Consider the following 23,956-nt stretch of genomic DNA (forward strand, 5'->3'; position numbering starts at 1 on the left):
TAGAGCAACGTTTTAGCCGGCGATCCGGCGCAGGACCCGGGCTTCGCGGTGCTCCTGCAACAGGCCATTGATCTGGTCGGCGGTCATCGGCTTGCCAAAGAAATAACCCTGCAGGCTATCGCAGCCAAAGAGACGGAGCGCGACCGCCTGCTCTTCCGTCTCGATGCCCTCCGCAGTGACGGGGATATCCAGCGCGCGCGCAAGTGCGACCGTCGCCTGCAGCATTTCCCGCTGCCGGCTGTCGCCGGTAATATCGGTCACGAGCGAGCGGTCGATCTTGATGCGGTCGAAGCCGAACTGCCGCAGGTAGCCGATCGAAGAGAATCCAGAGCCGAAGTCGTCGAGCGCCACCTTGACGCCGAGCGACTTCAGTCGCTCGATCGATTGGCGCGTGCGCTGCGGATTTTGGATCATGTAGCCTTCGGTGATTTCCAGCGTGACGCGGCTCGCCTCGATCTCCGTCTGCTTCAGCACATAGCGAACATAATCGGTAAAGGCCGGATTGCGGAACTGGCCCGGTGAAACGTTGACCGAGATCTTCAGCTCCGGCCACTGCTTTGCCGTTTCGCAGGCCTTGCGCAGTACGAAAAGGCCGAGGGATTCGATGAGCCCGCTGGTCTCTGCGATCGGAATGAAAACTTCAGGCGAAACAGGACCGTGGCCCGGCCGGTTCCAGCGCACCAGCGCCTCCACGCCATTCATCTCATGCGTCGCGGCATCGACGAGCGGCTGATAGGCAAGCGTGAGATCGCCGCTTTCGATCGCCATGCGCAGATCAAGCTCCAGCGCATTGCGCTGCGCGCGATCGGTATCCATGGCCGGATCGTAGAGCGTCATGCGGGCGCGGCCGGCTTCCTTGGCCTTATACATGGCAAGGTCGGCGCGACGTACCAATTCCTCCCGGCCAATCGAACCGAGCGATGACATGGCGATGCCGATGCTGGCACCGACCACGACGATACGACGGCCGACTTCGAGCGGTTCGGCAAGGAAATCGAGGATCTGCTCCGCGAGCTGCAATGCGGCCGCATTCTCCGCATCCGAAAGGAAAGCGATTGCAAACTCATCACCGCCGATGCGCGCGAGCACGGCATCCTCGGGAATCAGCACGTCCAGCCCTGCCGCAACAGCGCGGATCAACTGGTCGCCGGTGCCGTGACCATAGCTGTCATTGACTTCCTTGAAGCCGTCGAGATCGAGATAGAGCAGCAGGACATTCCGCTTCGTCTGCTGGGCTTCCGCAACGAAGCGGTCGACGGCAAGCCCGAGGCCATCGCGGTTGGAAAGGCCGCTCAGGCGATCGCGAAGTGCTTCTTCACGCGCACTGTTTTCCTCCGCTTTCAGCCGCCGCCCGGTCAGCCAGCCGATAATGAGCAGGACAACGAAGAATAGGCCGACAAGACCGAGCGCCTGGATGACCATGGGCCTCACCTGCGCGTAGCCGATATCGCCGGGCGAACGCGACACCCAGACAAGCTTGCCGAGAACCGCGTGAGCCGGGTCTGCAATTTCCACCGAATAGGCCGAGGCAAAATCCGCAGGCACCAGCCGCAGCCCGTTCAGCACGTAAGTCGTGCCGAGAGCAGAGATCTTTTCTTCGTCGAGATGCCGGGCGAAAATCAGATAGCGATGCTGGCCGGCAGGCATATCAAGCTCACCCGACTTCTCTCGCACAAGCGCGATACCGACAGCGGCAATTCCCCTGGCAGTCTTGATGAAACCGGTGGCTTCCGGCTTCTCGCCGGCGTCAGGTTCGCGAACCCTGTCCAGAAGCCGCCAAAGCGAGGGCGCGAAGAAATCACTGACCGGCATCTGCATTGGCAAACCGTCCTGATAGGACATGACGGTTTTCTTCCGGTCGTCAATGACGATAGCCATGTCGAAGAGAGGGCTGTTGAGGGACATCTCGCCGTAATTGCTGATCGTCCACGCCATGCCCTCCGGCGCGTAGACATTGGCAGCCGCGTCATCCCAGGCGGCATAGTCGTCAAGCGTCGCGGCAAGCTGATCTTCAAAGGTCTTGAGCGCCCCGACGGTGGTTTCACGCGAGCGCTCGTCGTCGAGCACATTGGCATTTTCGGAGACGCGCTCCAGCGCTGTCAAAACCATGATGGTGACAACTGCGACAATGACCGCAAAGGAAAAAAGCACGCCAGTAACCGTTGTATGGCGGCCTAAACCCGATCCGTTGCTTTTAGACCTCAAGACTGCCGGCAATTCATACAACTCCCCGTTCAGGAAATCTTCGCAGTCAAGGGTCAAGAAACGCTTAAGATCATGGGAACTATCGAGAATCCGGCTCAGGATTTACCTGAATACCGCATGTTTTCGCAAGTTGACAACTAGTTTCCAATAATGGTAACTAGTTTCCATTCTTGGAAACGGAGAATCGCGAATTTTGAAGCGCACGATCGAAGCCGATCTGCTGACGGACATCATGCTGATGGTCTTCCGCATCAACGGACGACTGCTGGACGGCGGCGACCGGCTGGGCGCATCGCTGAACCTCACCAGCGCCCGCTGGCAGGTACTTGGAGCAATTTCGCTGTCTTCCGGTCATGTCACGGTGCCTGGAATTGCAGAGATGATGGGCATGACCCGTCAGGGCGCCCAAAAGCAGGTGAACAAGCTCGAGGAAGACGGTTTTATCGAAAAGCAGGCCAACCCGCGCCACCAGCGCTCGCCCTTCTATGTGCTTACACCGCAAGGCACTGAGAGCTATGCGCGGATATCAGCGCTTCATACCGGCTGGGCCAATGCGCTGGCCGGTGGACTAAATGCACCGGAATTGCGGGCGGCGCTCGATCTTCTGAACAGGTTCGACCAACGGCTGGCGCTCGACGCCACGGAAAGAGAGGAGCAGAGATGAAAACGATCATTCATGCTGGCGCAGGCACTCTTGCCATGGTCCTGATTGCGGGTTTTCTGACCGCAACACCGATCTCCGAACTTCTTCTGAATGCGACCGCTATTCTCGCCGTCAAGAAAGCAATCCTTGCCGGTCTCTGTCTGCTGATCCCGATGCTCGCAATGTCAGGCGGCAGCGGATTTTCGCTTGCCAGCGGCCGTCATTCGCCGGCTATCGAAAGGAAACGCAGACGCATGAAGATTATTGCCGCAAACGGGTTGCTGATCCTGCTGCCCCTGGCAATCCTGCTCTATCTTCGCGCGGCGGCAGGCCTGTTTGACGGCATTTTCTACGCCATGCAGACGCTCGAAGTTCTGACTGGCTGCGGGCAACTGACACTACTTGCCCTCAATTTCCGCGACGGGCGGAAAATGACGAGAGGAAAACGTCTCGCCGCGGCAAAGACGTTGAACGCGATCTGAATCGGCAGGGCATCGATGCCCTGCCGAAAATACGGGGCCTCAGACGGCCTTGTGGTTGCCCTTCGGGAACTGGCTGGCAAGTTCCCGATACCACTTGCCGCTCTTCTTGACCGTGCGAACCTGCGTTTTGTAATCGACGTGAACGAGGCCGAAGCGCATACGATAGCCTTCCGCCCATTCGAAATTGTCCATCAGGCTCCAGGCGAAGTAGCCGCGCATCGGATAACCGTCCTTGATGAGGTCTGCGACGACATTGAGATGGTCGCTGACATAGTCGAGGCGCATCAGGTCATCCACCGCGCCGTTGACCACATCGGTATTGTCACAGGCACCGTTCTCGGTGATGTAGCATTCCGGCAGCTCGTAACGGCGATAGAGGTCTTCGACGAGCAGTTTCAGCCCCGGCGAATAGACTTCCCAGCCGATATCCGTCTTCACGTCGCTTGCCGGAGGCGCTTCCACCGTCCAGGGGAAATCGCCCTTCCGGCTCGCTTCATCCGCAACGCGCTCCGGCTTGTAATAGTTGAGGCCCCACCAATCGAGCTTCTGATTGATGATCTTGAGATCGCCATCCTCGACGACAGGCATGCGGTCGCCGAGCGCCTCGACGAATTCCTTCGGGTATTCGCCCTTGAAGACGGGATCGAAGAAGGCGCCGTTATGGAACTGGTGGGCGCGCTCGCCGGCAGCGAGATCAGCCGCGCTGTCGGAACCCGGAATGATCGAGGAGGCGTTGAGCACCAGACCGACGGGCACGCCAGGCGCTTCCGAACGGATCGCCTCGACGCCAAGGCCGTGCGCCAGGTTCATGTAGTGCATGGCGTGCAGGGCTGCCTGCATGTTGCGCTCGCCCGGCGCATGAATGCCGTAGAGGTGACTGAGCCAGACGATGCACCACGGCTCGTTGAAGGTCGCAACGCTGTCGAGACGGTCACCGAGACGGCTCATCACAGTCTTGGCATAACGCTGATAGGCGTAAGCGGTCGACCGCGCCGTCCAGCCGCCGTCACCTGCAAGCAGCAGCGGCAGGTCCCAGTGATAGAGCGTCGCGAAGGTCTTGATGCCACGTGCCTTGCAGCCGTCGACGAGACGATCGTAGAAATCGAGGCCGGCTTCGTTCACCGGACCGGTGCCATCGGGGATGATGCGCGGCCAGGCGATCGAGAAACGATAGGCGTCGACACCCATCTCCTTGATGAGATCGAGGTCCTGTTCCAGCCGATTATAGTGGTCGCAGGCAACATCGCCGTTGTCGCGATTATAGACGCGACCAGGCATGTTGCAGAAGGCATCCCAGATGGACGGCTTGCGACCATCGGCTTTGCTCGCGCCTTCGATCTGGAAGGCAGCAGTAGCAACGCCAAAGGTGAAATCACCGGGGAAGCGGGCGGCAAGCGTTTTCGGATCGATCATCTGTGAATTCCATCTCTCAGTTGTGGACTGACCGTTTGCGCGGGGTTTAGCCAAGCCTGATGGCAAAGTACAGGCCGGCGGAAAGAAAAACTGCAACGTTGCAGGAAGAAAAACAAGACAGCTACAAACCCGCCAGACGCCCTCTTCCCAATCTCATAACGCCAATGTCAGCAGTCGTGATTTGCTGTTGCGACCGCGATCCTTACACGGGAAAGAGCATCACAATATGAAAGGAAACGAATGTTCTCTTCGATCCATTTGCTGCAGCCGCATCTCCTGAGCCTGCTGCGCATCGTCTCGTCCCTCGTGCTTTTCAGCTACGGAACGCAGAAGATCCTGCTTTTCCCGGCCGCAGCAAGCGTCCCGCCCGTCGGCTCGCTGTCCTGGGTTGCCGGCCTTATCGAACTCACGCTCGGCTTCCTGGTGCTCATCGGTTTCCAGACCCGCATCGCAGCCTTCGTGCTTTCGGGCCTGATGGCCTTTGCCTATTTCATCGGCCACGCATCGAAGAGCTTCTTCCCGGCGCAGAATGGCGGCGTCGCGGCGATCCTGTTCTGCTTCGTTTTCCTTTATCTGGTCGTCGCCGGCGCAGGTCCGTTCAGCGTCGATAACCTGCTGAAGCGCGGCCGCACTACGGTTGCTGCCTGAACACCGCAAAAGGAAAAGCCGGGGCGATATCGAACCGCCCCGGCTTTTTTTGATAACATGCGCCTTATCGGCTCAGAAGCTCAGACCTTGACCCAGGCTCCGTTGCGCTTGGACGACGCCACGCAGGCTTCGACGAAAGCGACACCCTTCACACCATCATCGACGGTCGGGTAGACAACGGCCTTGTCGACCGCCTTGCCCTTCTTGTGAGCGTTGATGGCATGCGCGGCTTCCGTGTAGATCGTCGCGAAGGCTTCCAGATAACCTTCGGGATGACCCGACGGAACACGGGAAACGCGGGCAGCGGCAGCGCCGGAACCGGCGCCATTGCGGGTGATGAGCCGCTTGGATTCGCCGAACGGCGTGTACCAGAGATAGTTCGGATCGGCCTGAACCCATTCGATACCGCCCTTGGTGCCGTAAACGCGCACCTTGAGGCCGTTCTCGTGGCCCGGCGCCACCTGGCTGCACCAGAGCATGCCCTTGGCCGGCTTTTCCGAACCCTTGGCCTTGAAGCGCAGCATCACATGGGCGTTGTCGTCGAGACGACGGCCCGGCACGAAGCTGTCGAGATCGGCAGCAAGGCTGTCGAGCTCCAGGCCGGTGATGAAGGAAGCCAGGTTATAGGCATGCGTGCCGATATCGCCGGTCGAACCGCCGACGCCTGATTGTGCCGGGTCGGTGCGCCATGCGGCCTGCTTCTGGCCGGACTGTTCGATGGCTTCCGTCAGCCAGTCCTGCGGATATTCAGCCTGCACGATGCGGATATCGCCAAGCTCGCCATTGGCGACCATTTCGCGCGCCTGACGAACCATCGGATAACCGGTGTAATTATGCGTCAGGATGAAGAGTGCGCCGCTCTCGTCGGCAACCTTCTTCAGCTTCTTGGCATCGGCAAGGTTGGAGGTCAGCGGCTTGTCGCAGATGACGTGGATGCCGCGGCGCAAGAATTCCTTGGCAGCGTCATAATGCACATGGTTCGGCGTGACGATGGAGACGGCTTCGATGCCGTTCTTCAGCTTGGCTTCGCGGATCGCCATTTCCCGGTAGCTGGAATAGGTGCGCGACGGATCGAGACCGAGATCGCGACCGGACTGGGCAGCCTTTTCCGGCGTCGACGACAGTGCGCCGGCGATCAGGTCATACTGATCGTCGATACGCGCTGCGATACGGTGGACGGCGCCGATGAAGGCCCCTGCCCCGCCGCCGACCATGCCGAGCCGGATGCGCGGCTCGCGGGTCTGTTCGGATGATGCTTCGATTGCCATAATATTCTCCTCGAAATCCTGATCCGCTTACGACAGACCCAGCATGCGCCGGTTGGCCGCCTGATCAGTGCCGCCGGCAGCGAAATCGTCGAAGGCCTTTTCGGTGACGCGGATGATATGTGCCGCGACGAATTCAGCGCCTTCACGCGCACCGTCTTCCGGATGCTTCAAGGCGCATTCCCATTCGACCACGGCCCAGCCGTCGAAGTTGTTCGCGGTCATCTTGGAGAAGACGGCACCGAAATCGACCTGACCGTCGCCCAGCGAGCGGAAGCGGCCGGCACGCTCGACCCAGCCCTGATAACCACCGTAAACGCCCTGGCGTCCGGTCGGATTGAACTCCGCATCCTTGACGTGGAACATCTTGATCCGGTCTTTGTAGATGTCGATGTTGTCGAGGTAATCGAGGCACTGCAGCACGTAGTGCGACGGATCGTAGAGCATGTTGGCGCGCGGATGATTGCCGACGCGCTCGAGGAACATCTCGTAGGTGATGCCGTCATGCAGGTCTTCACCCGGATGGATTTCGTAGCAGACGTCGATGCCGTTTTCATCGGCATGGTCGAGGATCGGCTTCCAGCGGCGGGCAAGCTCGTCGAAGGCGGTTTCGACGAGACCGGCGGGGCGCTGCGGCCAGGGATAGATGAATGGCCAGGCAAGCGCGCCCGAGAAGGTCGCATGCGCCTTGAGGCCGAGATGCTTGGAAGCTGTCAGCGCGTACTTGACCTGCTGCACGGCCCATTCCTGACGCGCCTTCGGATTGCCGCGCACTTCGGGTGCGGCAAAGCCGTCGAAGGCTTCGTCATAGGCGGGGTGAACGGCAACGAGCTGACCCTGCAGGTGGGTGGAAAGTTCGGTAACCTCGACGCCGTTTTCACGCGCCTTGCCTGCGAATTCGTCGCAGTAATCCTTGGAGGTCGCCGCCTTCTTGAGGTCGATGAGCTGGCTTGCCCAGGTCGGAACCTGTACGCCCTTGTAGCCGATGTCAGCCGCCCATTTGGTGATCGCGTCCCAGGAATTGAAAGGAGCGGTATCACCCGCGAACTGTCCGAGGAACAGGCCCGGTCCCTTGATCGTCTTCATGTCAGTTTCCTCCCTGAATATCGATCGTAAACGTTTTCGATAAATCCTAGTGCGCCGTTCGGTAAAGAAAAGGCGCCTCCCCGCCAATGCGAAGGATTTAGCGGGTTAGCCGAAAATCAACGCGGACTGGACCTAATCACGCTCACCACGGATCGGCAAGAGGTACGTGCCGCATTTTGGCTTCAACTTGTCCGAAGGCATGAAAAATGCGCCCATCCTTTCGAATGGGCGCATGCATGAAAGTATTATCAGAACGGAGAATCCGGGAAGTAGAAGTTCTTGGCATTCTCCTTGGTGACGAGCGTGGCGTCGAGGATGTAGTTGCCGTGAACCGGAACCTGATCGTAGAGCGCAGCAGCCGTCAGCTCCATAGCCGTACCGACCATTGCCGGCGGATAGAGAACGTCGACCGGGATCAGCTTGTCGCCATCCATGACCTTCTTGACCATGTCCTTGGAGCCGGCGCCGGCAACGACATACTGGATGTCGGTGCGCTTGGCCTGCTCGATGGCCTGCAGAACGCCGACTGCCATGTCGTCATCCTGGCACCATACGACGTCGATCTTCGGATACTTCGTCAGATAGTCCTGCATGACCTTGAAGGCGTCGTCGCGGTTCCAGTTGCCGTACTGGCGGTCGAGAACCTTGACCTTGGAGCCGGCAATACCCTTGTCGAAACCGTCCTGGCGCTGCTGGTCGATCGGGATCGGCAGGCCGCGGATGATAACGACCTCAGCTTCCGGAGTCTTTTCGGCAATGTACTTGCCGGCGACTTCGCCGAGTGCCGGGTTGTTGCCGGCAACATAGAGGTCACGCACGGAATTGTCGTTATTCGACGGCGCGCGGTCGACGAGCGCGACGAACTTGCCCTTGCCCTTGACTTCCTTGATGGCGTTGACGAGCGGATCCGGATCCGACGGCAGGATGACGAGTGCGTCGATGCCCTGCGTATCGAGGTCCTGCACGGCGTTTGCCTGCGTTGCGGCATCCGGCGAAGTCTTGACGATGACGTTGAGGCCCGGATGTTCGGCCATCAGCTTCTTGGCAACGCGCTCGGCGTGAAACACGACGCCCGACGTCCAGCCATGGTCAGCGGCCGGAATGGACACGCCGATCGTGTAATTCTTGTCCTGGGCGTAGGCTGCGCCGGCAAAAGCCACCCCCGCCACCGCCAGACCCAACATGAGCTTGCGCATGCTATTTCCTCCCAAAAATATCAGGGACTTTTCAGTTCGAGCCGGGTGCCCTGGATAGCCCGGCCAATCCGAGAAGCACTTGTCTTACGATTTGCGCACCAGCGACCGCTGCACCAGCATGGCGATGATGATGATCGCACCCTGGATCGCACCGATCAGGTATTCGCTGATGAAATTCGAAAGCAGCATGATGTTGCCGACGAGCTCGAGAATGAAGGCGCCGCAGATCGTGCCCCATACCCGGCCAGCGCCACCCTTCAGCGCCGTACCACCGACGACAACAGCCGTGATGGCCTGCAGCTCCCAGAGGATGCCGGTCGTTGCCGAGGTCGAGCCGAGGCGCGGCACGTAAAGCAGCACGGCGATCGCCACGCAAAGTCCCTGGATGACGAAGGCGATCGTGCGCACACGGTTGACCGCAATGCCGGAATAACGCGCGACATCGCTGTTCGAACCGACAGCCACGACATGCCGGCCATAACGCGTACGATAGAGGATGAAGGCCGCTACGGCGGTGACTGCCAGGATGACGACGATCGGCACCGGCATGCCGAGAATGCTTCCGAAATAAGCCGGACGATAGAGCGTCTGGATATCTGCCGAGCGCAGCGTGATCGCGCCACCCTGCGAGAGCCATGTCGTCAGACCGCGATAGATGCCCATCGTACCGAGCGTCGCGATAAAGGGTTCGATCTTGCCGACCGTCGTGATGAGGCCGTTTGCGAGACCGCAAAGCGCACCGGCGACCACGGCGAAGACGACGGCAGCCGTCAGCATCAGCACCGGATCGGCAATGACGCCAGAATTGATGAGCAGGATCATCAGGCTGGCGACGAAGGCCACCATCGAGCCAACGGAAAGGTCAAGATCGCCGGCCGAGATCACGAAGGTTGCGCCGACGGCGATGATGGCAATGAAGGCACAGCGCGTTGCGACATTCGTAAGGTTGGTGATGCCGATGAAATTCGGATTGACCAGTGCGCCTACGATGAGGAGCAGGGCCAGTGCGGCAAAGGGCGCAACCGCGCGCAGATCGACGTCACGCCAGGATCTGCGCCGGATTTCCCTGGTCTCCTCGTTAACACTCATGTCCAAAACCAACCTCCCGTCCCATGACTGCTGGGCATTTTGTTTGTCCCGCGCGCAGCACGCCCGTGCCGGCTCAAGCAGCCGCCTGACGCTTCAGCCCCGCGGCGTAACGCATGATTTCCTGTTCGGAAATTTCATCCCCCTCGAGCATGCCGACGATCCGGCCTTCGCGCATGACGGCCACGCGTGTGCAGAGACCGATAATCTCGGGCATTTCCGAGGACACGACGATGATCGACCGCCCGTCGCGGGCAAGCGCTGAGATGAAATGATAGATCTGCTGCTTGGTACCGACATCGATGCCGCGCGTCGGCTCGTCGATGATGATGATCTGCGGCTCTGTTTCCATGACCTTGGCGAGAAGCAGCTTCTGCTGGTTCCCACCAGACATGCGCCCGGCAACGATATTGCCGTCGCGTACGCGGATGTCGAAGCGCCGCTTGGCCTTGGCAAGCGCTGCCGCTTCGCTGATCGGACTCAGATAGCCATGGCTGACATGGCGTTCGAGCGATTGCAGCGTCAGGTTGGCGATCATGCCCGAACCGAGCAGCAGCCCCTTCGACTTGCGGTCCTTGGTCATATAGGCAAGGCCGGCGCGATTGGCGGCGCGCGCATCGCCCGAAGACACGCTTTCGCCGTGAATGACGACCTCGCCCGACAGGCGCGAGCGCAGGCCGGCAATCGCTTCCATCAGCTCGGTACGACCCGAACCGATAAGTCCGGAAAACCCGATCACCTCGCCCTTGCGCACTTCGAAGCTCGCATCCTGCACATAGCCGGTAGACACCGAACTGACGCGAAGCACGACTTCCTCGTCGACATTGGGCTCGACTTTGGCCGGATAGAGGCTGGAGAGCTCGCGGCCGACCATGAGCTGCGCGATGGATTCGCCGTCCAGCATGGAGGTTGGCGCCGTCTTTACCCACTGGCCGTCACGCAGCACCGTGACCCTGTCGGTCAGTTCCATGACCTCGTCGAGCTTGTGGGAAACGAAGACAAAACTGGTGCCCTGATCGCGCAGTTTACGCACCTGCTTGAAGAGCATGTTGGTTTCCTCGCGCGACAGAACCGCCGTCGGCTCGTCCATGAAGACCACGCGCGCATCGCGGCTGATCGCCTTGGCAATCTCGACCATCTGCTTGTCGGCAATGGAAAGCGAGCTGATCATCGCATTCTCATCGACATGCGAACCGAGCATGTCGAGCACCCGGCGAGCCTCCGCCCGCATGTACTTGCGATCGAGCACGCCGAAATGCGTAACCTCGCGGCCGAGGAACAGGCTCTCGGTTACGGTCAGATGTTCGGCGAGGTTGAATTCCTGATGGATGATGACAATGCCGAGCGCTTCGGCAGCCCCATTCGGCGGTAGCACGACGGATTTGCCATCAAGCAGGATTTCGCCCGAAGTCGGCTGTTCGAACCCGGAGAGAATCTTGACGAGAGTGGATTTGCCGGCCCCGTTTTCGCCCATCAGCGCATGGATCTCACCGGCGCGAAGATCGAAATTGACGCTGAAGAGGACCTGTACGCCGCTGAAAGACTTGCAAATGCGCCTGGCGGACAACACCACTGGCGCAGCCTCTGCGCTATCGACGGTCATAACTTTCTCCCTGCGGCTCCCATCCGCTTATGTTGGGCATATGTAAACCTTTACATCGGGCGTGTAAAGGTTTACATCATTGATTTACACAGATCTGTTGAGCGGTGCCTTTGACCTCGCGACAAGTCTGTGTAGTGTGCGGCGAAGACAGCCCAAGGCAGAGCCCCCGTGTCGAATTCCACGCCCGCAACCATTGAAGACGTCGCCCGGATCGCTGAAGTTTCCATTGCGACGGTTTCCCGGGCAATCCACATGCCTGAAAAGGTGGCCAATTCCACGCGGCTGAAGGTCAACCAGGCGATTGCCGTCACCGGCTATACGACCAACGCAATGGCGCGCAGCCTGCGGCTCGGCCGTTCCAACATGATCCTTGTGGTGGCGCCCGATATCGGCGACCCCAATTTTTCCAACATCCTGATCGGCCTGGAGAATGAGGCACGCGCCCATGGTTACGGCATCCTCATCGGGCATACGCAGAACGATGCGCAGCGCGGCCTCGAATATCTGAAGTTCTTCAGCTCCAACCAGGCGGCAGGCCTCATCCTCTTCACCGGCATCCTACCCTTCGGTCATCAGACTGTGACGGCGCAACTGCCGCCGAGCGTCGGCGTATTCGAACCCGTCTTCAATGGCGGCATCCCCTATGTCGGCGTTGATGACATCGAGGGCGCCAGGAAAGCCGTCGACCTGCTTCTGGCCGAAGGACACCGCAAGATCGCCTTCATCGGCGATTCCCGCACTCGCCTCGCCTACAGCCGTCGCCGGCAAGGCTACGATGCGGGCCTCGACGCTGCCGGCGTGCCGAAAGACACGCGTATCGTGCTGGAAGGCGACGGCACGATCGAGAGCGGTCGCCATGCCGTGGAGCAGCTCTTCATGCGCGACACGTTGCCCACCGCCTTCATGTGCGTCAACGACCAGACGGCGATCGGCGTCATGATCGGCCTCAACGCCCGCGGCTACAATATCCCGCAGGATTTCTCCGTCACCGGCTTTGACGACGTGCCGCAAGCCGTCTTCATGAGCCCGTCGCTGACGACCATTCGCCAGCCGCGCACTGCGATCGGCAAACAAGCCATGGCGCTGCTCCTCGAACTTCTCTCCAACGGCCGACCGGCCGAAACGGAAATCCTGCTGCGGCCGGATCTCGTTGTGCGCAACTCTGTCTCGGCACCGCCGCGCAATTGGCAGAAGCGGTAGGCTCGAAGCCCGCTGCCGATGATCTGCTGTTGCCCGAACTCCATGCCGTCCTAATTTGGCGACGAACTCCTTTGCGAAGGCGAGGCAACCGAGATGACGCAAGATCAGCTGGCCGATAGATATAGAGGTTACATTGGCTGCCTGAACGGACAGGATTGGGATAACCTGGGCAACTTCGTCCACGAGCATGTTCGCTATAACGGCGAGCACATTGGCCTGTCCGGCTATCACGCGATGCTCGAAGGCGATTTTCGCGCCATCCCCGATCTCTTCTTCGATATTCAGCTGCTGATCTGCGAGCCGCCGCGCGTAGCAAGCCGTCTGCAGTTCAACTGCACGCCGAAGGGCGAGCTGTTCGGTCTTCCGGTCAACGGCAGGAAGGTGCAGTTCGCTGAAAACGTCTTCTACGAATTTCTGGACGAGAAGATCGAGAACGTCTGGTCGGTCATTGACAAGGCCGCCATCGAGGCCCAGCTTCGAATTATGCGCCCCGTTTGAACGTGCTGAACTGAAATTTCTGCACACTTTCCCACGGTGTCGAATGATCGTGGCGACGGCTGTCGATCAGCTTGAAACCTGCCCCGAGGAGATCTGCCAGACTGTCAGAACTGTGACGCGCGACCGGCAGGCCACTGCACTTCTCCGGCCCGTCGAGGGCGAAAGTTCCCATGATCAGATGCCCGCCGATTTTCAAGCCGCGTTTCAGCCGCTCGATATAGGCTGCTTGCTGGGCCTTATCGGTCAGGAAATGAAAGGCTGCCCGATCGTGCCAGATGTCGTAAGCCCGCGGCGGCTTCCAAAGGGTGGCGTCAGCAGCAATCCACGTTACCTCGTCACCTTTGGCGCCCAGACGTTTTCGCGCCGTATCGAGTGCGGCCTCCGAGAGATCGAGCACCGTTACATCGCCGAATCCTTCAGCAAGAAGGCCGTCGACGAGCCTTGAGGCTCCACCGCCGATATCGACGATCGCGTCCGATTGTTTTGCTTGCGCGAGATGGATCAATTCGAGAGACGGCGCAGGGCTCTCCTGGAACCAGCTGACATCCGTTTCGCCCTTGGTCGAATAGACATTTTCCCAATGCAGTTTGCGATCGTCTGCCATGAAGTGCTCCACACCGTTTCATCGCGGCCACCAGTGGCATGCCAGATTTCTGTCTGCCCGACCAGCGCCACGAGCCATCTCGGCTTCGCAAATGAAAAAGCCGGGAAGCTCTCGCCTCCCGGCTTTCAAAAAGTCAGACCGGCAATCAAACGTAGCGGTTGACGATGTTTTCGAGCAGTTCCTGCTTGCCGGATTTGGGCTGCGGGTTGACGTCCTTGCCTTCGACCCACTGCGTGATCTGTTCGAGCGAATATTCGCCGCGGAAGAGCTTCTGTCCTTCAGCCGAATTCCAGCCGGCATAGCGGTCTGCGAGCGGCTGGGAGAGCGCCTTGTCTTCGAGCATCTTGGCAGCAGCCTTCAGGCCGCGGGCGCAGCAATCCATGCCGCCGATATGGCCGATCAGCAGATCTGCCGGATCGAGCGACTGACGGCGCAGCTTCGAATCGAAGTTGGTACCGCCGGTCTTGAAGCCGCCGCCTGCCAGAACGTGGTAATAGGCCAGAGCCATTTCCGGAACGTTGTTCGGGAACTGGTCGGTGTCCCAGCCGGACTGGTAGTCGTTGCGGTTCATGTCGATCGAGCCGAAGATGCCGAGCGCATTTGCGAGCGCCAGCTCGTGCTCGAAGGAGTGGCCAGCGAGGATGGCATGGCCCTGCTCGATGTTGAGCTTCACCTCGTTTTCGAGGCCGTGCTTCCTAAGGAAGCCGTAGACCGTCGCGACGTCATAGTCGTACTGGTGCTTGGTCGGCTCCTGCGGCTTCGGCTCGATGAGGATCGTGCCCTTGTAACCGATCTTGTGCTTGTACTCGACGACCAGGTTGAGGAAGCGACCGAGCTGGTCGAGCTCGCGGCCGATATCGGTATTGAGCAGGGTTTCATAGCCTTCGCGGCCGCCCCACAGAACATAGTTTTCGCCGCCAAGCTTTTGCGTGGCGTCGATGCAGGTCTTGACCGTCGCAGCAGCGAAAGCGAAGACATCCGGATCGGGGTTGGTCGCGGCACCCGACATGTAGCGGCGGTTTGAGAAAAGGTTCGCAGTGCCCCAGAGCAGCTTGGTGCCGGTGGCAGCCTGCTTTTCAGCAAAGTAATCGACGATCTCGTTCAGATTCCTAGTGTTTTCGGCAAAATTCTTGCCTTCCGGGCGCACGTCAGCGTCGTGGAAGCAGTAGTAGGGCGCGCCGAGCAGCGAGAAGAATTCGAACGCGACGTCGGCCTTGAGCTTTGCGGCCTTCATCGTGTCTTCGAACCACGGACGCAGGAAGGTCTGGCCACCGAAGGGGTCACCGCCCGGCCAAGTGAAGGTATGCCAGTAGGCGACTGCGAAGCGCAGATGGTCTTCCATGCGCTTGCCGAGAACGATTTCGTCCGGCTGGTAGTAACGGAAGGCCAGCGGGTTGGTGCTGTCAGGGCCTTCGTACTTCACTTTCTGGATATCGCCGAAAAATCCGGTGCTCATTTGGGTTCTCCTTGGGTTTGTAGTTCAGTCTTATCGTCCGTACCTGAAGCCCCCTCATCCGAGCCTTCGGGCCACCTCTCCCCGGGGGAGAAGGGGATGAGGCGCCGCCGCAAGTCTCTTCTCCCCGGCGGGGAGAAGGTGCCGGCAGGCGGATGAGGGGGCCGCCGGCTTCAGTTCTCAATGCGCCAGCGACTTGATCGCCGGGTAGACGGAGCGGTAGCGCTTGTAGGCATCTTCATAGGCGCCGCTCAGTGCGGCGACCGGCTCGATCGTGCCGGCCGTGACCGGCGGCGTGCAGACGGCAACCGGATCAGCACCCGTTGCCGCAATCAGGCCGAGGCGGGCAGCACCGAAGGCAGCACCGAAATCGCCATCTGCAGGCAGGTCGACGGGAACGCCGAGCGCGGTCGCAATCGAGGCGAGCCAGTAGCGCGAACGCGAGCCACCGCCGATCGCCGTGACGCGGGAAATATCCGTGCCGGCCGAACGCAGCGCTTCCAGATTGTCGCGGATCGCGAAGGAGACGCCTTCCAGCACCGCCTGTGTCAGCACTGCACGGCTGCTTTCATGCTCGAGACCGATGAAGGCGCCGCGGATGACGGCGTCGTTATGCGGCGTGCGCTCGCCCGAGAGATAAGGAAGGAAGGTGACGCCGGTCGGCGCCTTCAGGCTTTCGCCGAGCTCGCCGGTGAGATCGGCGGCCGACTTGCCGGTAACCGACGAATGCCAGTTCAGCGCATCGGTCGCCGAGAGGATGACGCCCATCTGGTGCCAGGTGTTCGGCAGCGCATGGCAGAAGGCATGAACCGCACTTTCCGGCTTCGGCAGATAGGCAGCGTTGGCGGCGAAGAGAACGCCCGACGTGCCGAGCGAAACGAAGGCAGCACCGTCGCTGACCGTGCCCATGCCGCAAGCCGAAGCCGCATTGTCCCCGGCACCGCCGGCAACGACGACATCGCTGGAAATACCCCAGGCCGAGGCAAGCTCGGCGCGCAGCTTGCCGCCTTGCTCCGTGCCTTCGACAAGCGTCGGCATCTGCTTTTCATCGAGATTGGTCGCAGCCAGCAATTCCGACGACCAGGCGCGCTTGCCGGTATCGAGCCAGGAGGTGCCTGCTGAATCGGACATCTCAGAGATATGTTCACCCGTCAGCCAGAGGCGCAGATAGTCCTTCGGCAACAGAACCTTGGCGACCTTGGCGAATATCTCAGGCTCGTTCTTGGCGACCCAGGCAAGCTTCGGTGCGGTGAAGCCCGGAAAAACGATATTGCCGGTCAGCTTGCGGAAGCGCGGATCGGCGTCGAGGGCCGCAGCCTCAATATAGGAACGCGTATCGTTCCAGAGGATGCAGGGACGCAGGACCCTATCGAAGGCGTCGAGCAGAGTCGCACCGTGCATCTGGCCGGAGAGGCCGATGCCCTTGACGGCGGCAAGCTCCTTCGGATGTTTGGCCTTGAGGCCGGCAACAGCCTCTTCCGTGGCGCGGATCCAATGGGCCGGCTCCTGTTCGGACCAGCCGGAATGCGGACGCGAGACGTCGAGCGAACCATTGGCGGAGCCGATGATCTTCTGATCACCGTCGATCAGCATCGCCTTGACGCCCGAAGTTCCGAGATCGAGACCCAGATACATGTGGTATTTCTCCCTTTGCCGTTACGGCAGATTGTCTTTCAGGAATATGTCGAGGCGAATGCGCTCCTGCGCGTCGATGACCGAAAGCCCGTCCGCCTTTGCCTTGAGTACGCGGATCGCGCTGCGCACCTCATGGCCGGCATCCTGATTGAGGATTGCGTCGATAGTGCCGTCGAGAAGGGCAGCGCGCGTATGTGCCGTCAATTCATGGGCAATCACCGTCAGCGCCCTGTCGACAGCCCTTTCCTTGAGCGCTCGGATCAGACCACGATTACCGGCACCGAGGCTGTAAATGCCGATGATGCCATCGTTCTTCCCAAGCGCATCGGCAATCAGCATGTGTGCGACTTCAGGGTCGTCCCGGCCTTCGAGAACCGATAATAGATGCAGCCCCGGAAACTCCTGAGCCATGACGGCGGCGAAGCCCTCCAGGCGTTCGCGATGGTCGCGTACCAGCATGGAGCCGGCCAGAATGGCAATCTCGCCCTTGGCGCCGCCAAGGAAGCGTCCGAGCAGACGTGCAGCGGTGCGCCCTGCCGCAATATTGTCGACGCCGGCATAGTGGTGGCGCAGCGATCCCGTCAGATCGGAAACGAGCGTGACGACCGGAATGCCATCTTTCACCAACCGGTCGACGGTGGCGCGCACATCGGGCGCATCGGTCGCGACAAGCGCGACACCGGAGGGCTTTTCGGCAGCGACTGTTTCCAGCTCACGCACCAGTGCCTGCGGATCAAAGGCAGGCACCTCGACGATGCGGATATCCGTACGCTCGGCGACCGAGCGCGCGATCGCGGCGCGGATTTCGGCATTCAGGCCATGCATGAAGGAGTTGTCGCTGGCGGGCAGGATGAAGGTCAGCGGGTAGACGCGACCTTTGGCGAGGTTTGCAGCGGCCACGTCGCGCACATAGCCGAGATCGCGGATCGCGGTTTCGACCTTCTCCCGCGTCACATGGCGTACGCCCGGCCGCTGGTTCAGAACCCGGTCCACGGTCGCAAGACTGACGCCCGCCGCAGCGGCGATATCATGAACGGTTGGCCTCATCACTCCTCCTGGACGAGACCATTAGCGCCAAATTTGATGTACGTAAATCAAAAAGTGCGTGAGGTAGCAGATCCCCGTTGAAGGGAAGCGAAACCACCCGTGTAGAAAAACAAAAAGGCCCTCCAAAGGAGGGCCTTTCTTGCAATGACGGCCGGAGGTCAGTGGCCGCCACCGCCTCCCCCGCCGCCTTGCGGCGCGGGTTTCTTGATCATGACGACGCCAAGGATCATCGCCAGGAAAAGCACTGTCAGCATCAGGAAAATGTCGCTGAAGGAAAGGATCATTGCCTGCTTTGTCGCAAGGCCAACCATCTGCTTGACCGCGACATTGGCACCATCCAGACCCCAATTATTGAAATTGGCGGTCATATTATTCATCTGGTCGATTGCGGCCGTGTTACCCCAATGGACATTTTCGCGCAGCCGCTCGTAATGCACGTCCTGGCGGGTGGTGAGCACGGTATTGATAACAGCAAGGCCAACGGCGCCGCCGAGGTTACGCGTCAGGTTGAATAGGCCGGATGCGCCGCGGATACGCTGCGGCGGCAGGGTGCCGAGCGCGATGTTGTTGATCGGCACCATGCACATCATCAGGCCGAAACCGCGCAGAATCTGCGGAATGAAGAGCTCGTAGAAGTCCCAGTCCTGCGTCAGATGCGTCATGATGTAGGTGCCCGCAGCAAAGCTTACGAAACCGATCGCCATCATGAAACGCAGGTCGAGCTTGGTCGACAGCCGGCCGGCAATCGGCGCGGTGAAGAACATCGCAAGGCCCGACACGAACATCGTCTCGCCGATCATCTGCGAATCGTAGCCTCGGATACGGCCGAGATAGACCGGATAGATATAGGTGAGCCCGTAAAGGCCGATGCCCATGACGAAGGAAAAGACCGAGCCGAAGGAAAAATTTCGGTTGGCGAAGGCCGTCAGATCGACGACCGGGAATTCCACCGTGAAGGCACGATAGAAAAAGACGACACAGGCGACGGCAGAGGCAACGGCGCCGATGACGATGGAGCTGTCGTTGAACCAGTCGTTCGAATTGCCTTCCTCAAGCACATATTCCAGCGAGCCGAGAAAGATACCCATGGCAAACAGCCCGTACCAGTCGAACTTCTTGAAGAGCGACAATTCCGGCTTGTCGAAATCGATGAAATTCCAGGTGACGATCGTGACGATGATACCGGGCACGATGTTGACCAGGAACAGCCAGTGCCAGGAGAAGGCGTGGCTCAGATAACCGCCGACCGTCGGGCCGATGGTCGGCGCCAGCGTGGCAATGAGGCCGATAATCGGCGAGACGATCGAACGCTTCGACGGCGGGAAGATCGTGAAGGCGGCCGCGAAGACCGAGGGGATCATGCCGCCGCCGATGAAGCCCTGAATGGCACGGTAGACGATCATCTGGTCGATATTCGTCGCCGTTGCGGCGAGCGCGCTCGCCATGGTGAAACCGGCAGCCGAGATTGCGAAGAGATACCGTGTCGAGATGATACGCGCGAGCGTGCCCGACAGCGGGATCATGATGACTTCGGCGATCAGATAGGCCGTTTGCACCCAGCCGATTTCGTCCGTGCCGGCAGATAGGCCTGCCTGGATTTCGGCGAGCGAAGCGGAGACGATCTGAATGTCGAGGATCGACATGAACATGCCGAGCACCATTGCGAAGAAAGCGATGAGCCTTTTGGGATCCATGCGATCGGCGGCATGCGCAGGCGCCGCCGGGATCGAACCTGCCGTTGCTGTCGCACTCCCGGCCATGGGACTACCTCCGCCCTGGCGCTTACTTCACCGGCGCCGTGCGGGTATCGACGTCGACGACGACGCTGAGACCTGCGCGCAGGCGGCCGCTATCAAGCGCATCCTGCGGCAGAGCGATGCGAACCGGCACGCGCTGGATGATCTTGGTGAAATTACCAGTCGCATTTTCCGGCGGCAGCATCGAGAAGACCGAGCCGGAGGCCGGCGCGATCGATTCAACGGTGCCGACAACAGGATAATCGCTATAGGCATCGACATGGACGTTCACCTTCGAGCCCGCAACGAGATGCTGGATCTGCGTTTCCTTGAAGTTGGCGTCGATATAGAGCTGGCGGGTCGGCACGAGCGCCATCAGCCGCTGGCTGGGCGAGACGAGATCGCCTTCCTGAACGGAACGATTGCCGACAACGCCGTCATAGGGTGCCTTCAGCACCGTGAAGGAAAGGTCGCGGGCGGCCTTGTCGCGCTGGATTTCCAACGTACGGACAGAACCCTCGGCTTCCTTGCGCTGGGCTTCGAGGATGGCGATATTGGCCTGGGCAGCAACGATATTGGCATCGCCGCCGGCAAGATTTGCCTTCGCCTGATCGAGCGCCGTATTCGCATCATCGAGGTCTGCCGTGGTGCCGACCGACTTCGCCTGCAGGTCACTCTGTCGTTTCTGCTTGATCTCCGCGCCGCGCACGGTCGCTTCGAGGGCAGTCTTCTGGGCCTGGGCCTGCACGAGGCTTGCCTTGGCGCCTTCGATCTGCGCATCGATGCGGCTGAGCGACAGTTGTTCGGTTTCGATCTGGGCATTGGCCTGGTCGAGGGCGTTCTGGTAGTCGCCATTATCAAGGGTAGCGAGAACATCGCCTGCCTTGACTTCCTGGTTGGCGACAACATTCACCTTCGCGACATAGCCGGTGACCTTCGGCGAGATCGTCGCGATATCGCCTTCGATATAGGCGTCGTCGGTCGACACCATGAAGCGGCCATTGGTCCACCAGTCGTAGCCATACCAGCCGGCACCAGCGAGAAAAGCGAGCACGACGACGGGCAGCACGAAGCTGCGGCGCTTCTTCGGGGCAGATGGAACCGGTGCGACAGCAGGCGCAGACTGCGCGGGAGCCGTCTGCGGTGCCTCGGCCTTCGGAGCTTCGGCGGGAGCTGCAGCTTCCGCTTTCACCTCTTCGGCGCCGGCATTTTCGCTGACGATGCGCGCGACATTGCTTTTCTGGTTTGTCGACATATACAGGCTACCGATCTGGAGTAAAATAATCGAACTGAACGGTTCGGTTCAGTTGACATAAAGGGTTTTTGACTTCATATCAAGATGCATAGAACCAATCGGTTCGATTTCTTTAAAAGAAAACACGAATTCGCCAAGACGGTTAAGGAGACATGACACTAAAGCCCGAGGACACCGCCGTATTAAGCCCACCCAATCCGGGAGGCCGCTTTGCTGCGGGTGAGGATCCCGCCAAGCGCCAGCAGATCCTTGATGGTGCCCGGCGCGTGTTCCTGAAGATGGGCTTCGACGCGGCCAGCATGAACGACGTGACCCGCGAGGCCGGCGTTTCCAAGGGAACGCTCTATGTCTACTTCGCCAACAAGGAAGAACTCTTCCATGCGATGGTCGAGACAGAGCGTGCGGCATTCGTCGCGGCCATACGCATGGTCCTTGCCGAACATGATGATATCGAAGCCGGCCTGTACGAATTCGGGATAGCCTTCGTCACCCACATGACCGAAGACAAAGTCATCGACGCCATGCGCACCGTGCTCGGCGTGCGCGACCGGATGCCGCTTCTCTGTCAGCGGTTCTTCAAGGGGCCGCAGAACCTGCGCACCATCATGCACGATTTCCTGGAGAAGCATGTTCAGGCCGGCACATTGAAGATTGACGATATCGATCTCGCCGCCGGCCAGTTCCTCGACCTCGCAAGCGGCAGCTTCTTCAAGCTGCGTCTCTTCGGCAACATGGAAGGCCCGCCTCCGCGCAACGAGATCGAACGCGTCATCCGAGGCGCGATCTATGTCTTCATGGCCGCCTACGGCGTACGCAAGCACGAGCCCGCCTGATCCCATCTTGACCCCGATTGGTTTTCTGCCGGATTTGCGCAATAGCGATCAAATCCGGCAGCCGCATTTCCTCTAGGAATGAGGCGGCAACCAGGGGAGAAGAGATGAGCGCCATCGGACGGGCGATATGGTTCATCGAGAGCCATTTCGAAACCGATATAAGCCTCGATGAGATCGCAGAAGCCGCCGGATTGTCGCGCTACCATCTTTCGCGCGTCTTTGGTCTGGTAACCGGCCATTCGATCAGCGGCTATATCCGCGCACGGCGTTTGAGCGGCGCGGCACTTTCTCTCATCTCAGGCTCATCCACCATTCTCGAGGTTGCCCTCGGCGCAGGCTACGGCTCGCACGAGGCTTTCACCCGTGCCTTCCGCGACCAATTCGGCATGACGCCCGAAGCGGTGCGACGACAGGGGCACATTCGCAATCTCGCTTTGATGGAGCCTATCAGGATGAAAACCGCAAGCTTTACCGATCTCGAACCACCGCGTTTCGAAACCCTTCAGCCGACGCTTTTCGCCGGCCTCCAGGAAACCTACGCCTATGGCGGCAATGCCGCGATCCCCTCGCTCTGGCAGAAGTTCAATCAGCATTTCGGCCATATCCCCAACCAGAAGGGCAATGTCGCTTACGGCATCTGCACGCATATCGATGGAGAAGCAGAGAAATTCCGTTACATGGCGGCCGTCGAGGTGTCCGACGCCGACGATCTGCCGGATGGCTTTGCCACACTGAAGCTGCCGGCTCAACGCTACGCCGTCTTCTCCCACCGCGGTCATGTTTCCGGCATACCGGCCACGATGGACCTGATCTTCGGCAACTGGTGGCCGACTTCAGGCCTCGAACATGGCAGCATGCCCGACATGTTCGAACGCTATGATGACCGCTTCGATCCCTATACAGGGATGGGGGTGACGGAAATCTGGCTGCCGATCAAGGAATAAAAGTCTGATCGTTTTCGTATACCCCCTTGCGGTGCTTGCCCGGCAGGGCCGCATCGATACATTGTCCGCGCCTACTGTGACGCAAGAGGGAAATACGCCGATGCAGGATATCATGACGCTCATTCAGGACCCGGCTGCCTGGGTGGCGCTTGTCACGCTCGTGGTGATGGAAGTGGTTCTCGGGATCGACAACCTCATCTTCATCTCCATCCTCACAAACAAGCTGCCGCCTGAGCATCGGGAAAGGGCCCGCAAGACCGGTATCGCCCTCGCCCTCATCATGCGTCTCGCCCTGCTTGGCACGATTGCCTGGATCGTCCAGCTTACCGAACCGCTCTTCGAGCTTTTCGGCCACGGCTTCTCCTGGAAGGATCTCATCCTGATCGCCGGCGGCCTCTTCCTCGTCTGGAAGGCCACCAAGGAAATTCACCACAATGTCGATCCGGAGGATCATCAGGAGAATTTCATTGCAGGCGCGACGGGCACGAGCTTCGCCTCGGCGATCGGCCAGATCCTGCTGCTCGACCTCGTCTTCTCGGTGGACAGCATCATCACCGCCGTCGGCATGACCCCGCACCTGCCGATCATGATCATCGCCGTCATCGCCGCCGTCACGGTCATGCTTGTCGCCGCAACGCCGCTCGCCAATTTCATCGAGCGCAATCCGACGATCGTCATGCTGGCGCTCGCCTTCCTGCTGATGATCGGCACGACGCTGATCGCCGACGGCATGGGCTTCCATGTGCCGAAGGGCTACGTCTACGCCGCCATGGCCTTCTCGGCCCTCGTCGAGATGCTGAACATGTTGGCGAGGAACGCGCGTCGGCGAAAGCGTGAGGGCAGCCACTAACGCCGCCCATCCATCTGAGACCCAATTGTTGCCTCCGCCTTACTCGGTAAGGCGGAGGTTCTTCTGCACATGGCGGTCTTGCTGAAAAACACAGACATCGCCTGCTTCATGTCGTCGCCGGGCTTCACCTCGAAGAACAGATCATCCGAAGCGGCCGCCCGGAGGGTCCGGAAGAGGACTACTGGAAGCGGTTTTTCTTGACGCGCCCTTTTGAATATGGCCTAAGCGCAGCCACACGGATAATCGGCGGATTATGCGGGCAGACGCCTTGCTC

21 protein-coding genes are annotated in these 23,956 nt (G+C 60.0%); 8 read left to right on the plus strand and 13 right to left on the minus strand.

The window, feature by feature from the left end; translation table 11 throughout:
• Window positions 1–12 precede the first annotated feature (12 nt).
• The gene (locus PMI11_RS12770; protein ID WP_007817487.1) at window positions 13–2,217 is read right to left on the minus strand and encodes a bifunctional diguanylate cyclase/phosphodiesterase; all 2,205 of its coding nucleotides are present in this window, start codon (window positions 2,215–2,217) and stop codon (window positions 13–15) included.
• A gap of 181 nt (window positions 2,218–2,398) precedes the next feature.
• Here PMI11_RS12770 and PMI11_RS12775 point away from each other — a divergent pair, with 181 nt between their 5' ends.
• On the plus strand, window positions 2,399–2,869 hold the full coding sequence (locus PMI11_RS12775) for a MarR family winged helix-turn-helix transcriptional regulator (RefSeq protein ID WP_007817489.1): 471 nt from the start codon (window positions 2,399–2,401) through the stop codon (window positions 2,867–2,869).
• Window positions 2,866–3,330, plus strand: coding sequence for a hypothetical protein (locus tag PMI11_RS12780; protein ID WP_007817491.1), 465 nt, complete (start codon window positions 2,866–2,868; stop codon window positions 3,328–3,330). The genes PMI11_RS12775 and PMI11_RS12780 overlap by 4 nt, the downstream gene beginning before the upstream one ends.
• A gap of 39 nt (window positions 3,331–3,369) precedes the next feature.
• Here PMI11_RS12780 and PMI11_RS12785 read toward each other — a convergent pair whose 3' ends face one another.
• Window positions 3,370–4,743, minus strand: a complete 1,374-nt coding sequence (locus PMI11_RS12785) for a GH1 family beta-glucosidase (protein ID WP_007817493.1) — start codon at window positions 4,741–4,743, stop codon at window positions 3,370–3,372.
• Window positions 4,744–4,983: 240 nt separating this feature from the next.
• Here PMI11_RS12785 and PMI11_RS12790 point away from each other — a divergent pair, with 240 nt between their 5' ends.
• Window positions 4,984–5,391, plus strand: coding sequence for a DoxX family protein (locus tag PMI11_RS12790; protein WP_007817495.1), 408 nt, complete (start codon window positions 4,984–4,986; stop codon window positions 5,389–5,391).
• An 80-nt stretch (window positions 5,392–5,471) separates the two neighbouring features.
• Here the strand turns inward: PMI11_RS12790 and PMI11_RS12795 are convergent, their stop codons facing one another.
• The 5 genes from PMI11_RS12795 to PMI11_RS12815 form a co-directional block, all read right to left on the minus strand.
• A complete protein-coding gene (locus PMI11_RS12795) occupies window positions 5,472–6,659 on the minus strand; it encodes a Gfo/Idh/MocA family protein (RefSeq protein ID WP_007817496.1) in 1,188 nt (395 codons plus the stop codon).
• A gap of 27 nt (window positions 6,660–6,686) precedes the next feature.
• Window positions 6,687–7,742: a sugar phosphate isomerase/epimerase family protein gene (locus PMI11_RS12800; protein WP_007817498.1), complete on the minus strand. Its 1,056-nt coding sequence runs from the start codon at window positions 7,740–7,742 to the stop codon at window positions 6,687–6,689.
• A gap of 248 nt (window positions 7,743–7,990) precedes the next feature.
• Window positions 7,991–8,938, minus strand: a complete 948-nt coding sequence (locus PMI11_RS12805) for a substrate-binding domain-containing protein (protein WP_007817501.1) — start codon at window positions 8,936–8,938, stop codon at window positions 7,991–7,993.
• An 84-nt stretch (window positions 8,939–9,022) separates the two neighbouring features.
• The gene (locus PMI11_RS12810; RefSeq protein WP_007817503.1) at window positions 9,023–10,027 is read right to left on the minus strand and encodes an ABC transporter permease; all 1,005 of its coding nucleotides are present in this window, start codon (window positions 10,025–10,027) and stop codon (window positions 9,023–9,025) included.
• Window positions 10,028–10,100: 73 nt separating this feature from the next.
• A complete protein-coding gene (locus tag PMI11_RS12815) occupies window positions 10,101–11,627 on the minus strand; it encodes a sugar ABC transporter ATP-binding protein (RefSeq protein WP_007817505.1) in 1,527 nt (508 codons plus the stop codon).
• Window positions 11,628–11,795: 168 nt separating this feature from the next.
• Here PMI11_RS12815 and PMI11_RS12820 point away from each other — a divergent pair, with 168 nt between their 5' ends.
• Window positions 11,796–12,827 (plus strand): LacI family DNA-binding transcriptional regulator, encoded by a 1,032-nt coding sequence (locus tag PMI11_RS12820; RefSeq protein WP_007817507.1) that lies wholly within the window; start codon window positions 11,796–11,798, stop codon window positions 12,825–12,827.
• Between the two features lie 93 nt (window positions 12,828–12,920).
• The gene (locus tag PMI11_RS12825; RefSeq protein WP_007817509.1) at window positions 12,921–13,325 is read left to right on the plus strand and encodes an ester cyclase; all 405 of its coding nucleotides are present in this window, start codon (window positions 12,921–12,923) and stop codon (window positions 13,323–13,325) included.
• Here the strand turns inward: PMI11_RS12825 and PMI11_RS12830 are convergent.
• The 6 genes from PMI11_RS12830 to PMI11_RS12855 form a co-directional block, all read right to left on the minus strand.
• Window positions 13,309–13,929, minus strand: a complete 621-nt coding sequence (locus tag PMI11_RS12830) for a class I SAM-dependent methyltransferase (RefSeq protein WP_007817511.1) — start codon at window positions 13,927–13,929, stop codon at window positions 13,309–13,311. The two genes, PMI11_RS12825 and PMI11_RS12830, sit on opposite strands and share 17 nt — an antisense overlap.
• Window positions 13,930–14,074: 145 nt before the next feature.
• Window positions 14,075–15,385, minus strand: coding sequence for a xylose isomerase (gene xylA, locus PMI11_RS12835; protein WP_007817513.1), 1,311 nt, complete (start codon window positions 15,383–15,385; stop codon window positions 14,075–14,077).
• Between the two features lie 177 nt (window positions 15,386–15,562).
• Window positions 15,563–17,017 carry a xylulokinase gene (xylB, locus tag PMI11_RS12840; protein WP_007817515.1) on the minus strand — a complete coding sequence of 485 codons (1,455 nt, stop codon included), beginning with the start codon at window positions 17,015–17,017 and terminating at the stop codon, window positions 15,563–15,565.
• A 21-nt stretch (window positions 17,018–17,038) separates the two neighbouring features.
• Entirely contained in the window at window positions 17,039–18,064 is a 1,026-nt protein-coding gene (locus tag PMI11_RS12845; protein WP_007817516.1) for a LacI family DNA-binding transcriptional regulator, read from the minus strand.
• Between the two features lie 158 nt (window positions 18,065–18,222).
• Window positions 18,223–19,824, minus strand: a complete 1,602-nt coding sequence (locus PMI11_RS12850; RefSeq protein ID WP_007817518.1) for a DHA2 family efflux MFS transporter permease subunit — start codon at window positions 19,822–19,824, stop codon at window positions 18,223–18,225.
• Window positions 19,825–19,846: 22 nt separating this feature from the next.
• On the minus strand, window positions 19,847–21,055 hold the full coding sequence (locus PMI11_RS12855; protein WP_007817520.1) for an HlyD family secretion protein: 1,209 nt from the start codon (window positions 21,053–21,055) through the stop codon (window positions 19,847–19,849).
• 152 nt (window positions 21,056–21,207) lie between these two features.
• On the opposite strand from PMI11_RS12855, the gene PMI11_RS12860 reads away from it, so the two are divergent.
• The 3 genes from PMI11_RS12860 to PMI11_RS12870 all read left to right on the plus strand — a co-directional run bounded on the left by PMI11_RS12860 (window position 21,208) and on the right by PMI11_RS12870 (window position 23,682).
• Window positions 21,208–21,888 carry a TetR/AcrR family transcriptional regulator gene (locus PMI11_RS12860; protein WP_007817522.1) on the plus strand — a complete coding sequence of 227 codons (681 nt, stop codon included), beginning with the start codon at window positions 21,208–21,210 and terminating at the stop codon, window positions 21,886–21,888.
• A gap of 104 nt (window positions 21,889–21,992) precedes the next feature.
• Window positions 21,993–22,832 (plus strand): AraC family transcriptional regulator, encoded by an 840-nt coding sequence (locus tag PMI11_RS12865; RefSeq protein WP_007817524.1) that lies wholly within the window; start codon window positions 21,993–21,995, stop codon window positions 22,830–22,832.
• A 100-nt stretch (window positions 22,833–22,932) separates the two neighbouring features.
• Window positions 22,933–23,682, plus strand: a complete 750-nt coding sequence (locus tag PMI11_RS12870) for a TerC family protein (protein WP_007817525.1) — start codon at window positions 22,933–22,935, stop codon at window positions 23,680–23,682.
• The last annotated feature ends 274 nt before the right edge of the window (window positions 23,683–23,956 follow it).

It is taken from the genome of Rhizobium sp. CF142 (genome assembly GCF_000281145.1).
Classification (GTDB): domain Bacteria; phylum Pseudomonadota; class Alphaproteobacteria; order Rhizobiales; family Rhizobiaceae; genus Rhizobium.

Bases quoted from the DNA above. Each gene is read 5' to 3' on its own strand.
- PMI11_RS12780 (WP_007817491.1), top strand. From the start codon at position 2,866: ATGAAAACGATCATTCATGCTGGCGCAGGCACTCTTGCCATGGTCCTG.
- PMI11_RS12785 (WP_007817493.1), bottom strand. From the start codon at position 4,743: ATGATCGATCCGAAAACGCTTGCCGCCCGCTTCCCCGGTGATTTCACC.
- PMI11_RS12790 (WP_007817495.1), top strand. From the start codon at position 4,984: ATGTTCTCTTCGATCCATTTGCTGCAGCCGCATCTCCTGAGCCTGCTG.
- PMI11_RS12795 (WP_007817496.1), bottom strand. From the start codon at position 6,659: ATGGCAATCGAAGCATCATCCGAACAGACCCGCGAGCCGCGCATCCGG.
- PMI11_RS12800 (WP_007817498.1), bottom strand. From the start codon at position 7,742: ATGAAGACGATCAAGGGACCGGGCCTGTTCCTCGGACAGTTCGCGGGT.
- PMI11_RS12805 (WP_007817501.1), bottom strand. From the start codon at position 8,938: ATGCGCAAGCTCATGTTGGGTCTGGCGGTGGCGGGGGTGGCTTTTGCC.
- PMI11_RS12810 (WP_007817503.1), bottom strand. From the start codon at position 10,027: ATGAGTGTTAACGAGGAGACCAGGGAAATCCGGCGCAGATCCTGGCGT.
- PMI11_RS12815 (WP_007817505.1), bottom strand. From the start codon at position 11,627: ATGACCGTCGATAGCGCAGAGGCTGCGCCAGTGGTGTTGTCCGCCAGG.
- PMI11_RS12825 (WP_007817509.1), top strand. From the start codon at position 12,921: ATGACGCAAGATCAGCTGGCCGATAGATATAGAGGTTACATTGGCTGC.
- PMI11_RS12830 (WP_007817511.1), bottom strand. From the start codon at position 13,929: ATGGCAGACGATCGCAAACTGCATTGGGAAAATGTCTATTCGACCAAG.
- xylA (WP_007817513.1), bottom strand. From the start codon at position 15,385: ATGAGCACCGGATTTTTCGGCGATATCCAGAAAGTGAAGTACGAAGGC.
- xylB (WP_007817515.1), bottom strand. From the start codon at position 17,017: ATGTATCTGGGTCTCGATCTCGGAACTTCGGGCGTCAAGGCGATGCTG.
- PMI11_RS12845 (WP_007817516.1), bottom strand. From the start codon at position 18,064: ATGAGGCCAACCGTTCATGATATCGCCGCTGCGGCGGGCGTCAGTCTT.
- PMI11_RS12850 (WP_007817518.1), bottom strand. From the start codon at position 19,824: ATGGCCGGGAGTGCGACAGCAACGGCAGGTTCGATCCCGGCGGCGCCT.
- PMI11_RS12855 (WP_007817520.1), bottom strand. From the start codon at position 21,055: ATGTCGACAAACCAGAAAAGCAATGTCGCGCGCATCGTCAGCGAAAAT.
- PMI11_RS12860 (WP_007817522.1), top strand. From the start codon at position 21,208: ATGACACTAAAGCCCGAGGACACCGCCGTATTAAGCCCACCCAATCCG.
- PMI11_RS12865 (WP_007817524.1), top strand. From the start codon at position 21,993: ATGAGCGCCATCGGACGGGCGATATGGTTCATCGAGAGCCATTTCGAA.
- PMI11_RS12870 (WP_007817525.1), top strand. From the start codon at position 22,933: ATGCAGGATATCATGACGCTCATTCAGGACCCGGCTGCCTGGGTGGCG.